This is a genomic window from Pseudoalteromonas sp. OOF1S-7, assembly GCF_022347765.1.
In the GTDB taxonomy this organism is placed as follows: domain Bacteria; phylum Pseudomonadota; class Gammaproteobacteria; order Enterobacterales; family Alteromonadaceae; genus Pseudoalteromonas.
This window is the reverse complement of sequence record NZ_JAKRFZ010000010.1, coordinates 209790-223237: the sequence shown is the minus strand read 5'-3', so window position 1 is coordinate 223237 and position 13448 is coordinate 209790. Positions and strand designations below refer to the sequence as shown.

Genomic DNA, 13448 nt, shown 5'->3' with positions numbered 1-13448 from the left:
GGACGCATCCTATCCAGAACTGGAATCTCACGCTATCACAGATGGCCATCCACTTTCCAGGGCGCTTGGATGACTACATCGAGCTTTGAGCTCAGTAGGCTGACACAGAATTATGAACACCCTCCTTTTGCAAAGCTCTACACCACTAAAACACCGATCACAGCAGCAGATCTACTGAATGATAGAGTTTTACCCTACTTTGAGCAGCACGAGCTGCCTATGCTAAGGATCCTCACAGACCGGGGAACTGAGTACTGCGGTAAGGTTGAGCACCATGACTATCAGCTTTACCTAGCGATCAACGACATAGACCATACTAAAACCAAAGCGATGTCGCCGCAGACAAACGGTATCTGCGAACGCTTCCACAAAACGATACTTCAAGAGTTTTACCAAGTGACATTTCGCAAAAAATTGTACAGCTCTCTGGAAGAGCTCCAAAAGGACCTGGACGAGTGGATAAATTACTACAATAATGACCGAACTCATCAAGGTAAAAAATGCTGCGGAAGAACGCCGCTTGAAACATTATTAGATGGAAAATCGATCTGGGTTGAAAAGAATTTAGCCCAAATCTAAGCTGACAGTCACCGATTGAAAAACGGGTAACTGTCAGGTCAAGTCTGAGCTAGTACAACTACTGTCACAGAGCGGGTGTGTGATGTCTCGCTCTATCGTCAGATTGTGGACTGTGCTTCATGGCGGTGAACAGTCCACAATGTTTTATGGATGAGATCCCGCGCGTGGTTGAGCTTTGTCGGGCTTGCTGTCAATTAAATCCCTTACTTTGGCTGTGTTGCACGACTACGCGCACTCATACCCCTTCCTCATTCGTTCTTACGGACACGCTTTAAAGTGAGTCACAGTCGTGCCTTTTTATCGTTGCTGTGACTTTTCTACTAAATCTGCCTGACTTATAGGTTTGGCATAAAAGTAGCCCTGGCCAAAGTCACAACCTGCCTGTTTGAGTAGTTCATGTTGCGTGGCGGTTTCTATTCCCTCAGCAATCACTTTGAGCCCCAGCTGGTGTGCCATCATGATCATGGTTTCACACAGCACCAGGTCATCTTCGTTGTGTTCTATGCCGTCAACAAAGTAGTTACATGGACAGCCACCTAAAATTGGCGTGCAGACTGTACGCCGTCTACCTTTAGGTAATACTCAATGGATTGAGGGTGACAAATTATGCCAATGGCAAGGAAGAGACAGGTCAGCTTATCAGACACTAAGTACTACCACTGCATATCCCGGTGTGTTCGTCGGGCATTTCTGTGCGGCAACGACCGCGTCACGGGCAAGTCTTATGAACATCGGCGAGACTGGGTTGAGGAAAAATTACTGACCCTTGCGAAGGTGTTTTGCATTGATGTGTGTGGCTATGCGGTTATGAGCAATCATACGCATATTGTGTTGTATGTGGATGATAAGAAAGCACAAAGGTTATCAGATAAAGCGATAGTGCTTCGCTGGCATAAGTTGTTTAAGGGCAACTGGCTGACGCACAAGTTCATTTGTGGTGATGAGCTGAGTGCATCCGAGTACAGCATGCTGGCAGCTGATATCGCTGAATTCAGACTCCGGCTAGCGAGCATCTGCTGGTTTATGCGGGTGCTTAATGAAGACATTGCCCGCAAAGCTAATGAACAAAGGAGTTACATGGACAGCCACCTAAAATTGGCGTGTGGACTGTATGCTATGTCCTGCATATATTGGAGTGGGTGTCACTTAAAAACTAAGTAAAAGATCATCAGATCTTATTGGGCCACAGCCAAGCAGTGGCCTTTTTTGTTTGTCTAGTTTGTGGATGTCATGAGCTGCTTTAAGGCAGCAATGAAGTTTTAATTTTTCCTGCATTACTCTAATTTATTAATATCAGGTACAATCTGCATTGAGATTATTTCGTCACTTCTAACTATTGGATCAAATATGAAAAAAATATTGTTACTGCTAACAGCACTGTCTGCTTTCAACGCTAGTGCTGGTGAAGTTTGGCACTGGCATACCAAAGTCAAAGCGTTAAGAACCTATGGTGGCGGGTTTTCCCAGTACGCCTGCTTCACCGTAGAGGCAGACTCCCCCTCACTCTGCTTCGATTTAACGCAACCAGGCGGACAGGAAAAGTATTCCGCTTTGCTAACTGCCAAGGTAGCCGGTCTTCCTGTCGATGTTTCATATTATGATGATAAACAAGTGCCTGTTAATTTTTGGTTCTCACACCAGCTTGCTATTAATGTCTGGCTCAGATAAGCCGTTTCAGTATATGTAACCCTCTAAAAGCGGTGTTTTGCGTTTATGGCATACGGGCAAACAGAGTTCAATATCCACGTCTTAAATCGGGCTCTGCTTGCAGAAAATGTCGTACTTCGGCGTATATCCGCTTCATTTTTGTTTATAAAATTATCGTAAAACTCTTTCATAATAGCAGAGTACACTTAATCAGGTTGACGATATCAAGGGTGTTTGTAGCCGATAAGACTTTGATATTATGCCCTGACAGACGTTCAATTTATAAACCTTTCAATAGTGTTTCTAACTCAGCCAAGGGCGCAGGCTTGGCATAAAAATATCCCTGACCATAATCACACCCAGCTTGTTTGAGCAGCTCATGTTGCGTGGCGGTTTCTATTCCCTCTGCAATCACTTTGAGTCCCAACTGGTGTGCCATCATGATCATGGTTTCGCACAGGACCAGATCGTCTTCGTTATGCTCAATGCCATCGACAAAGCGTTTATCTATCTTGATAAAGTCGGTGTCCATTTGCTTAAGATAGGCAAGGGAGGAGTAACCGGTACCAAAATCATCCAGCGCAATCGAAAACCCCTGCTGGATCAGCTGGCCAAGACGCGCCTGGCTGCGCCCTTCCCCTTGCATCATTAAGCCTTCAGTGATTTCAATGACCACGTCTTCGGGTTGCAAATTGGCGTCGTTGAGCTGTGCCTGCCACGTCAGCAAGCTGGTATGCTTGGCGTTAAACTGTACCGGTGACACGTTCAGGCTGATCTGAAATGCGCCATGTTGCTGTTGCAGGCGGCTGAGTGTTTGCAGGGTTTGCTGGAAGGCAAACTCTCCCAGTTGATGGATCAGCTGGGTTTCCTCAGCAAGGGGTATAAAGTGGCCCGGGCTGATCATCCCCTTGTCCGGGTGCTGCCAGCGGATCAGGGCTTCGGCTTTGTGGATCTGCCGGGTTTGCATGGTCACTATCGGCTGATAGTACATCACAAATTGTGCGTCGGTTAATGCCTGGCGCATGTCTCTGAGCATGAGCAGGCGCTGTTCGCTCTGTTGGCGCAGGGTTGAGTCGAAACAGGCATAGCCGTTGCGGCCGAGGCTTTTAGCCCGGTACATGGCCTGATCGGCGGCCTTCAGTAACAACTCACTGCTATCGCCATCTCTGGGGCTGAGTGCTATGCCAATACTGGCGCCTATCTGACAGTGTTCACCTTCCAGAATAAAATCTTGCTTAAATACGCTCAGGACACGCTCTGCCAGTGTGATAGCATGGGCTTCAGTGCGGCAGTGTTCGCAGATAATGACAAACTCATCGCCACCGATCCGCGATAAAGTCAGGCCGGGCTGCTCCAGAGATTGCAGTGCTTTGGCAACCTGGGCCAGTAGTTGATCGCCATAATAATGACCTAAGGTGTCGTTAATGTCCTTAAAGTGATCGAGATCCAGCAGCAGGATGGCCAGTGGTGTATCAGGCGCCTCAAGCAATGTATTAAGGTGCTTTTTCAGACTAGTACGATTGGGCAGATCGGTCAGTGAATCATAGTGGCTTTGTCGCCAAAGTTGCTCATCTTTCAGTTTATTATCGGTAATATCGGTGAAAATAGCGACTCTGCGATAAGGGGCGGCTTGTTCGTCATAGACCGTGTCTATGGTCAACCATTCGGTATACAGTTCGCCATTTTTGCGTTGGTTGACTATCTCGCCCTGCCAGCGTCCGGTGTCATTGAGTGCATGCCACATCTGGCGGTAAAAGGCGCGGTCGTGTTTTCCTGAGTTCAGGATGGCGGTGGTTTTTCCAACAGCCTCCTGCGCACTGAATCCGGTCACTTCAACAAACGCACGATTAACATCCAGGATATAGCCGTGGGCATCGGTAATGACCATGCCTTCACTGGAATTGTTGTACACCAGAGCAGCCAGGTTGAGTGCTTCTTCCTGACGCTTACGGTGGCTGATATCGCGGATCACTATCACGGCTTCTTCGCCATGGCGCATACCCTGAACGCGCACTTCATAGCCTTGCTGTTGCTCGCCCTGGGTATATTCCAGCAGCAGCTGGGGCTGTTCCTTAAGCAGTGTCAGCGCAACCCGGAGCCGTTTATGAATATGATGTGGAAACAGTTCGCTCAGCGTATTGCCCTGTTGCACCAGGTTGCCGTGTTTGGCAAGCACCTGCCCTTGTGCATCGACGCGCAGATAGCTGTCGGGTAATGCCGACAGCAGAGTTTGCAGTTCAGTGTGCTTATGGGTTAACTGTTGCTCAGTTTGCAGGCGCACGCTGGCCATGTTTTCAAAGTGCTCACCCAGCACAGCCAATTCCTGTGGCATGGTGTGGCGGGTGAGATCCAGCGTACGTCCCTGTGCCAGTGCCGCAATGGCTTGTCTGAACTGGGTCAGCGGTTGCAGCAGGGTTTTGTGCAGACGATAACGCGCCAGCCAGATAAGCAGGCATAATAAGATAAAAAAGCTGCTTAAAACCAAGGCAAAGTGACGCTGAGTTTGCTGCCAGGCGGCTTCAAAAGGGAAAGCAAAATAGATGCTCAGTTCACCGCGTGCGGCCAGCAAGGGCAGACGAATATACACATAGTGATGACCGTTGACATCGTTAAGCAGCGCAGCCTGTTCGTTCAGGTCATCTGGCCAGTCTTCGTTGACAGCTCTGCCCAGTGGCTCAGTGCTGTATGGGTATTCGGCGACTATGGCACGGGTATGATCGGCAATCATCACACGGGTGCCCTGGGGCAGCGTGAGCCTGGACAGTGAGCGACTCCAGTGTGATAAGCGTTTAACGGCTATGATCACCATAGTGAGCTGGCCATTCTGATAAACCGGGTGAGCAAAGTTCAGTGTGGCGCTATTGATGCTTCTGTCGTGTTGATATTCACCAATACTAAAGGTGCCTTCATCAATGGCCTGTTGAAAATAGGGGCGATCGGCAATGGAGATCGGCCCCGATATCTTAGACAAAGAGCAAGTGACGTTACCATCTGGTGTGGCCAGGCCAAAGTTGGCAAAGCTGGGCGACAGATGCTGTGCATTAGACAGCAGTTGCGGGCAGCGACCATTGTGGTGTTGCAGATTGTCGGGCTGGTAGGCCAGTTGTTGCAGTAGTCGGCGTGTGGCAGCCACTTCAGCATGTTGCAGCGTTGCAACCTGATTGGCATACATCAGGGCTTGTTGTTCCTGCAGTTGCAGCATATTACTACGCTGCGCGAACAACAGGGCCAGGATCAGCAAAAAGCCAGGCAGACTGAGTACCAGCATCAATCGGTAGAATCGCTGTTTTATTGATATCTCTTTAATAATAAAAACTCGCCTGGGTTTAAGGTGGCGGCATAATACAAGCGCAGGGCGCTTTAACCAACCCGTTTAAGCTAAATACTAGTCGAGAGTTATTAATTTTTCGGCTTTTTGGTAACACCCCGGCGCGTAAAAATTTCATGAATGAAATATTCCACAGTTATCAAAAAAGGGACTAATTTACGTGAAAAGATCCCACATTATTTGTCTGCCCACATTTTCCCACCGATTTCATGGAGTTCCGCAAAACCCGCGATTTTTCTGGCCTGCAGGCGAATCAAGCCGTGTGATCCAACTTGACAAAAAGGCTTGTCAAGCCCTAGACTGTCATCCTGTGGGAAAATGTGGGTTAGAGTGGATCAAATTGGATCAAAGATTAGCTTGTCGCAACAGGCCGAGCGAGTAGTTATGTTCCGCGGCGCAAATTCTCTGAGTCTTGATGACAAAGGGCGTTTTTCGATACCAACCCGGTATCGCCAGCCGCTGCTGTCTGAAGAACAGGGCGCCGTAATCTGCACTATTGCGATCAATGAACCATGCCTGTGGCTTTACCCGTTGTCTGAGTGGCGCGAAATTGAATCCAGATTACAACGACTATCCAACACCAACCCCAGAGTCAGACGCTGGCAGCGCATGCTATTAGGACATGCGGAAGAATACCAGCTCGACAAAAATGGTCGAATTTTACTGGCGCCCACATTGCGTGCCCATGCTGGCCTGGGCAAAAAGCTGATGCTGGTCGGATTGCTCAATAAGTTTGAGATCTGGGACGAAGCGCGCTGGTATGAGCAAATGCAGGCCGATACCGAGATTGAGCGCAGTGGTGACGTAGAAGCGTGCCCTGAGCTGGATGACTTTTCTTTATAACTGGGGTGAAAACCAAATTTTATGGCGACAGAATGGCAACATATTTCAGTGTTGATGGCTGAAACGCTGGATGCATTGAATATCCAACCCGATGGCACTTATATCGACGGTACATTCGGCCGCGGTGGTCACTCGGGTGAAATACTCAAGCGGCTGAATGAGCAGGGCAAATTACAGGCCATTGATCAGGATCCGCAAGCGATTGCGGCGGCACAGAAGTTCGCCGATGATCCGCGTTTTAGTATTGCCCACAATCGCTTTTCGCACATTGAGAGCGTGGCCCGTGATGCCGGTTTGTTGGGCAAGGTAGATGGTATTTTGCTGGATATTGGCGTGTCTTCACCCCAGCTTGATGACGCCGAGCGCGGTTTTAGCTTTATGAAAGATGGCCCGCTGGATATGCGCATGAACCCGACGGCCGGTCGCAGTGCTGCACAGTGGCTGGCAGAAGCCGAGCTCGAAGATATGGTGTTTGTGATCAAAAAATACGGTGAAGAAAAATTTGCCCGCCGTATTGCGACCAAGATCATTGAAACCCGCGAGCACACAGAGATCACCTCGACTAAGCAACTGGCAGATCTAATTGATGAAGCGGTGCCAGTCAAAGACAAGCATAAGCACCCGGCCACGCGCACTTTTCAGGCCATTCGCATTTACATCAATAGTGAGCTTGAAGAGATCCAAACAGCATTGCAGGCCGCACTTGCGGTATTAAAGCCGGGTGGTCGTCTGGTGGTGATTTCCTTCCATTCACTGGAAGATCGCATTGTTAAACAGTTTATTAAAAAACAAAGTAAAGGGGAGGCTGTGCCACGTGGTTTGCCGCTGACGGATGCGCAGCTTAAGCAAAACCTGACACTGAAGGCGGTGGGTAAAGCCATCAAACCCAGCCAGGCTGAAATTGATGCCAATCCGCGCGCGCGCAGCTCAGTACTGAGAATTGCCGAGAAACTGTAATGAAAAAGCATCAGCGTCAGCCCAGGTTATTTCTAGAAATGTGCCAGTTGTTACTGGCAAACAAGCTGACGTTTATGCTGCTGGCCGTGACTTTAGGCTCTGCGCTTGCGGTGGTGCAGGTGACACACCTGACACGCCAGCAGTTGATAGAGCAGGATAAACTCTTACAGAAACGGGATGAGCTGGATCTGGAATGGCGCTATTTGCTGGTGGAGGAAGAGTTTTACTCTCAGCATGCGCGTATTGAAGAAGTGGCCAGAACCCAGTTGCAGATGAAACGGCCAACCAGTAAAGAAGAGCAGGTGATTGTACTACCATGAGTCCGGCGAAAAAGACCTCAGTCAATTTAATCAGCTGGCGCTTTGCGCTGGTCAGCGTGATGCTGGTGCTGGTTTTTGCCGCGCTGATCGCCCGTGCTGCTTATTTGCAGGTGATTGAGCCCGACAAAGCGCGTTCGGAAAATGCCAAGCGCACAGTGCGGGTTGAAACTGTACGCGTGCAGCGCGGGATGATCTTCGATCGTAATGGTAAAGAGCTGGCGGTCAGTGTCCCTGTGGTTAGTGTCTATGCCGACCCCAAAGCACTGGATAAGGCATTGACAAAAAAAGTGCTGAAAAAGGCACGTCGTAATGGAGAGGATGCTCAGGCATTGGCCGATAATGCCGCCGAGCTCAGTGCCCGTAAACAGGCTTTTTATCAGGATGAACTGCGCTGGCGTGAACTGGCAGATGTGCTGCAAATCAAACAACAAAAAATAGACAAGCGCCTGCGCGACAATCCCGCACGCCGTTTTGTGTATTTAAAACGCCAGGTAACGCCTGCGGTGGCCAACTATATACGCCAGATGCGCCTGCCTGGGATCCATTTGCTTGACGAGTCTAAACGTTATTACCCCAATGGCGAGGTGACGGCCCATGTACTGGGTGTCACCAACATTGATGGCATCGGCATCGAAGGCATTGAAAAACTCTATGATAAGGCGCTGACAGGTACCGAAGGGCGTCGGACTATTCGTAAAGATGCCCAGGGGCGTGAGGTTCAGGTGTTAGCAGAGGAAGAGCGGGTTGAGCCGGAAGACGTTCACCTGAGTATTGACTTGCGGATCCAGGCGATTGCCTATCAGGCGTTAAAATCGGCGGTCCTGACTTATCAGGCAACTTCTGGTTCGGCCATGGTGGTGGATGTGCACACTGGTGAGATCCTCGCTATGGTCAACAGTCCAAGCTTTAATCCCAATGATATGAGCGATGCGGCACCTTATAAGCGTCGTAACCGGGCCATTACCGATCTGTTCGAGCCGGGATCAACTCTGAAGCCGCTGGCGGTGTTGGCCGGACTGGATCATGGTGTTATTCAGGCGGATGACACCATAAATACCTACCCAGGCTGGATGCGTCTCAATGGCGGGCTGGTTAAAGACGAGCGTAACCATGGTGAAATGACCTTGCGCGAAATTCTAAAGATATCCAGTAACATGGGCGTGGCTAAAATTAGCCAGATGCTGCCCAAAGAGTATTTTGTTGGCCTGTATCAGCAGGTTGGTTTTGGCGAAGACACCGGCACTATGATGATCGGCGAAAGCTCTGGCTTGTTTTATCCCAACCGTCGCTGGTCGGACTTTGAAATTGCCACTTTGTCTTACGGTTACGCTGTGTCTGTCAGTACCGCTCAGGTGGCCAGGTTGTATGCGACCTTTGGTGCTGGTGGTATTTCTCGTCCGCTGACCATTATGAAGCAGGAGGGGCCGGTACCGGGCGAGCGCCTGTTCCGTGAAGAAGATGCGCTGGCCGTGGTAGAAATGATGGAATCGGTCTTTGAAAAAGGCGGCACCGCATCGAATGTGATTGTGGATGGATATCGGGCTGCGGCCAAAACCGGTACTTCTGAAAAGGCCATTGCAGGCGGATATGGTGACGAATACGTGGGGTATTTTGCCGGTGTTGCACCGGTCAGCGATCCTCGCCTTGCCGTGGTCGTCATGATTAATGAACCGGGAGGGGATGTGTATTATGGCGGACATACGGCGGGACCTGTGTTTGCCGAAATTGTTTCTAATGCACTGAGAATTTTAAATGTGGCACCGGACAAAGATCGGGTTGCTTATTTGACAAGGCCGGACAATGACTCGTGATTTGAGCCAGGCACTGGCTGACATTGGGGTTTCACACCCAAGTATAGAGATTAACGCGTTGCGCCTGGACAGCCGGGAAGTGGGTCCGGGCGATTGCTTTATTGCGCTACGGGGTCACCAGCAGGATGGTGGTCAGTATGTGGGCTCTGCGCTTGAGCGTGGTGCGGCACTGGTACTGGCCGATGAAAACTGCGTTGTTGATTTTCAAGACTCTCGGATTATCTCGCGGGTTATTAAGATCCACGCACTGGCCGACAAAGTGGCCATGCTGGCTGCGACGTTTTATGGCGAGCCGAGCCGCGCGATGACGCTGGTAGGTGTAACGGGCACCAACGGTAAGTCGACCACCACGGCCATGATAGCGCATCTGGCCAGTGCCTGTGGATTGCCAGGTGCCGTAATAGGCACGCTCGGTTACGGGGCACCAGACTCGCTAACGCCTTTGAATAACACCACCCCGTCTCACGTCGATCTGCAGCGCATTTTAAGTGAGCTGCGTGACCGCTATTCGCTGGCTGCGATGGAAGTGTCATCCCATGGGCTGGTACAGGGGCGGGTGGCGCAGTGTCAGTTTGAGGTGGCGGTATTTACTAACCTGAGCCGTGACCATCTGGATTATCATGGCACGATGGAAAACTATGCCGAGGCCAAGCTGCAATTATTCAGCGCCTGTCAGCCAAACTATGGGGTGGTCAACATTGATGACCCCTGGGCACAGCGCTGGCTAAAAGAAGGCAAGATAACGCGCCCGGTCGGCTTTGGTCGTAAGCCTGTGGATGACACGCTGAGCGAGACTGTGCAGCAGTTTGTTTATTTTAGTGATGCACGGTTTGACAGCCAGGGTATACATGTCAGATTACACACCAGCTGGGGTAATGCCGAGGTTAGCACACCTTTGTTCGGCGAGTTTAACCTGTATAACCTGAGTGCGGCATTTGCTGTGTTGCTGACTCAGGGGATCGCTTTGTCACAACTGGTTGAAGGTGCTGCGCAACTAAAGCCCGTCACCGGTCGGATGCAGGCAATCGAAGTAGCCGGGCAGCCCACCTGTGTGGTTGACTATGCCCACACACCGGATGCGCTGGCACTGGCACTGCAGGCGTTACAGCAGCATGTACCAGGCAAAGTGACCTGTGTATTTGGCTGTGGTGGCGAGCGCGATAAAGGTAAGCGTGCGCTGATGGCACAAGCTGCGGAGCGTTATGCGGATACCGTAGTGATCACCAGCGACAATCCGCGTGGGGAAGATCCACTCGACATTATTAATGACATTAAGGCTGGGCTCAGTAAGCCTGAGTATGCTCTTTGTCAGCCTGATAGGGCGAGTGCCATACGTGAGGCAATCCGGGGCGCTGATCAACACAGCGTGATCCTGATCGCCGGTAAAGGGCATGAAGACTATCAGATCATAGGTAACCAACGCCTGGCTTTTAGCGATATCAGCTGGGCTCAGAAAATATTATCAGGGGAAAGTGCATGATCAAGATGGATCTCTCTTGGCTTGCGGATGTACTGAAGGCCCCTTTTGACGGGCAAAACCGCAGTGTTTCAAATATAAATACAGATACACGTACAATTAGCGAAAACGAAGTGTTTCTGGCGTTAAAAGGACCTAATTTTGACGGTCATAAATTCGTTGCCCAGGCACAGCAAAAAGGCGCAATTGCGGCCATTGTCGATTATCCGGTCGACGTGGATATTCCTCAGTTGATTGTCAAAGATACGCGACTGGCGCTGGGGCAACTCGGTCAGGCTGTGATCCGGCAGGTATCACCTAAAACGCTGGCAATCACCGGCAGTGTTGGCAAGACCACTGTGAAAGAAATGTCGGCGGCTATTTTATCCCGACTGGGCAAAGTGCTGGCCACAGCAGGCAATTTCAATAATGACATAGGCGTTCCGCTGACCTTGTTACGCCTGAGTGAAGACGATGAATTTGCGGTCATTGAATTGGGTGCAAACCACATAGGTGAAATTGCCTATACCAGCGCGCTGGTTAAACCGGATGTCGCCGTCGTGTGTAATGTGGCACCAGCGCACATCGAAGGTTTTGGCTCGATAGAAGGCGTTGGCCAGGCGAAAGGCGAAATTTTCTCCGGCCTCAAAGCTAATGGTGTCGCGGTATTGAACTGTGACTGTCGCTTTGCACCGATGTGGGAGCAAAGCTTAACGACTCAGCGCACCAGTCGCTTCTCTATGGCACAGCAGCTTGATCTGTGGGTAGAGGACATCCACCTGGATACACTGGGCCGTGCCACTTTTGCATTGTGCCAGGGCGCGCAGCGCGTCACCATCACACTCCCTTTGCCGGGCGAGCATAACGTCATGAATGCCTTGATCGCAGCGTCTTGCACGGTACAACTGGGGGCAACCCTGGAAGATGTCAAAGCTGCGCTTGAAAGCATGGCTGAGGTGAAAGGGCGCGTTAACCTGATTGAAGTATCGGATATGCTGCGGGTAATAGATGACAGCTACAACGCCAATGTGCGCTCTGTCAAAGCCGCCATAGACTTACTGGCCAGTATGCCGGGCTATCGGGTGTTAGCGCTGGGAGATATGGGCGAACTGGGTGAGGAAGCACGGCAGTATCATGAGGAAGTCGGTGACTATGCCAAAGAAAAAGGCATTGACGCGTTGTTTTCTCTGGGGGTGTTGAGCCGCTATGCCAGCGATGTGTTTGAAACTGTGAATCGTCACTTTTCGCAGCGAGAGCATATGTTGCAGGCGATTGTACAACTACTGGCGCAACGTGATGAAGTGTGCACAGTGGTGGTGAAGGGCTCTCGCAGTGCGCGTATGGAGCTGCTGGTCGCCGATCTGGTCAATGCCTCAAAAGCACAAAAAAGCGACACAGATAGTGAAGAGGAAAGCTCATGTTAGCCTGGTTAGCGGAATATCTGACGCAATATTACAGTGGCTTTAATGTTTTCTCCTACCTGACGCTGCGTGCGATCCTGGGGATCCTGACTGCATTAATGATCTCTTTGTATTTCGGACCTAAGCTGATCCGAAGCTTACAGAGAATGCAAATTGGTCAGACGGTCAGAGATGACGGTCCGGAATCACATTTATCAAAATCAGGCACGCCCACTATGGGCGGATTGCTGATCTTAGGCGCTATTTTTGCCAGCACCTTGCTGTGGGGCGACCTGGGCAATAAATACGTCTGGATCACTTTGTTTGTGATTGGCTCACTGGGTATCGTCGGATTCGTGGACGACTACCGTAAAGTTATTCGTAAAGACAGCAAAGGCTTGATAGCCCGGTGGAAATATTTCTGGCAGTCAGTGATTGCCATTTCTGTTGCTGCCTTTATTTATTTCACGTCGACCGATCCCTCTGAAACCGTGCTGGTGGTGCCCTTTTTCAAAGACGTGCTGCCTCAGCTTGGGCTGTTTTATCTGGTGATGAGTTATTTTGTGCTGGTAGGGACGTCTAATGCCGTGAATCTGACTGACGGGCTTGATGGGTTGGCTATTGTGCCGACCATTTTGGTGGCATCAGCACTGGCGATTATCGCTTATGTGACCGGCAATGCCGTGTTTGCCAACTATCTGCATATCCCGCATATCGCCGCTGCCAGCGAACTGGTGGTGGTTTGTACCGCAATTGTCGGCGCCGGGCTGGGGTTCTTGTGGTTCAATACTTATCCGGCACAAGTATTTATGGGTGACGTCGGCTCACTGGCACTCGGTGGTGCTCTGGGGATCATCGCTATTTTGGTGCGTCAGGAGCTGGTGCTGCTTATTATGGGCGGCGTCTTTGTGATGGAAGCTTTATCGGTGATTTTACAGGTTGGTTCTTATAAGCTGCGTGGTCAGCGGATCTTCCGTATGGCGCCGATACACCATCACTATGAACTAAAAGGCTGGCCGGAGCCCAGAGTGATTGTGCGATTTTGGATCATTTCGATCATTTTGGTGCTAGCGGGACTGGCAACCTTAAAGATCCGCTAAAGCAGTA

At 50.5% G+C, this 13448-nt stretch carries 11 protein-coding genes and 1 pseudogene; 10 read left to right on the top strand and 2 right to left on the bottom strand.

What is annotated here, in order from left to right; all coding sequences use genetic code 11:
* Nucleotides 1–579 (top strand): integrase core domain-containing protein (locus MHN33_RS15670; RefSeq protein ID WP_239399126.1); only part of this gene is annotated, 579 nt, incomplete at its 5' end.
* A gap of 297 nt (nt 580–876) precedes the next feature.
* On the opposite strand, the gene MHN33_RS15665 is transcribed toward MHN33_RS15670, so the two are convergent.
* Nucleotides 877–1083: an EAL domain-containing protein gene (locus MHN33_RS15665; protein WP_343224847.1), complete on the bottom strand. Its 207-nt coding sequence runs from the start codon at nt 1081–1083 to the stop codon at nt 877–879.
* 102 nt (nt 1084–1185) lie between these two features.
* On the opposite strand from MHN33_RS15665, the pseudogene MHN33_RS15660 reads away from it, so the two are divergent.
* Nucleotides 1186–1647: pseudogene (locus tag MHN33_RS15660) on the top strand (transposase); the annotation flags it as partial.
* Nucleotides 1648–1926: 279 nt separating this feature from the next.
* Nucleotides 1927–2247 (top strand): hypothetical protein, encoded by a 321-nt coding sequence (locus tag MHN33_RS15655; protein ID WP_239399123.1) that lies wholly within the window; start codon nt 1927–1929, stop codon nt 2245–2247.
* Nucleotides 2248–2506: 259 nt separating this feature from the next.
* On the opposite strand, the gene MHN33_RS15650 is transcribed toward MHN33_RS15655, so the two are convergent.
* The gene (locus MHN33_RS15650) at nt 2507–5494 is read right to left on the bottom strand and encodes an EAL domain-containing protein (RefSeq protein ID WP_239399122.1); all 2988 of its coding nucleotides are present in this window, start codon (nt 5492–5494) and stop codon (nt 2507–2509) included.
* A 444-nt stretch (nt 5495–5938) separates the two neighbouring features.
* On the opposite strand from MHN33_RS15650, the gene mraZ reads away from it, so the two are divergent.
* From mraZ to mraY, 7 genes are read left to right on the top strand one after another with little or no spacing between them, the layout of a single operon-like run.
* Complete coding sequence (gene mraZ / locus MHN33_RS15645; protein WP_040644569.1) at nt 5939–6397, top strand: division/cell wall cluster transcriptional repressor MraZ; 459 nt, start codon at nt 5939–5941, stop codon at nt 6395–6397.
* A gap of 21 nt (nt 6398–6418) precedes the next feature.
* Complete coding sequence (gene rsmH, locus MHN33_RS15640) at nt 6419–7354, top strand: 16S rRNA (cytosine(1402)-N(4))-methyltransferase RsmH (protein ID WP_239399120.1); 936 nt, start codon at nt 6419–6421, stop codon at nt 7352–7354.
* Nucleotides 7354–7674: a cell division protein FtsL gene (gene ftsL, locus MHN33_RS15635; protein ID WP_239399118.1), complete on the top strand. Its 321-nt coding sequence runs from the start codon at nt 7354–7356 to the stop codon at nt 7672–7674. Before rsmH ends, ftsL begins: the two co-directional genes overlap by 1 nt.
* Nucleotides 7671–9485: a penicillin-binding transpeptidase domain-containing protein gene (locus tag MHN33_RS15630; protein ID WP_239399116.1), complete on the top strand. Its 1815-nt coding sequence runs from the start codon at nt 7671–7673 to the stop codon at nt 9483–9485. The genes ftsL and MHN33_RS15630 overlap by 4 nt, the downstream gene beginning before the upstream one ends.
* Nucleotides 9475–10965: a UDP-N-acetylmuramoyl-L-alanyl-D-glutamate--2,6-diaminopimelate ligase gene (locus MHN33_RS15625; protein ID WP_239399114.1), complete on the top strand. Its 1491-nt coding sequence runs from the start codon at nt 9475–9477 to the stop codon at nt 10963–10965. Before MHN33_RS15630 ends, MHN33_RS15625 begins: the two co-directional genes overlap by 11 nt.
* Nucleotides 10962–12365 (top strand): UDP-N-acetylmuramoyl-tripeptide--D-alanyl-D-alanine ligase, encoded by a 1404-nt coding sequence (gene murF, locus MHN33_RS15620; RefSeq protein WP_239399112.1) that lies wholly within the window; start codon nt 10962–10964, stop codon nt 12363–12365. Before MHN33_RS15625 ends, murF begins: the two co-directional genes overlap by 4 nt.
* Complete coding sequence (gene mraY / locus MHN33_RS15615; protein WP_239399110.1) at nt 12359–13441, top strand: phospho-N-acetylmuramoyl-pentapeptide-transferase; 1083 nt, start codon at nt 12359–12361, stop codon at nt 13439–13441. Before murF ends, mraY begins: the two co-directional genes overlap by 7 nt.
* The last annotated feature ends 7 nt before the right edge of the window (nt 13442–13448 follow it).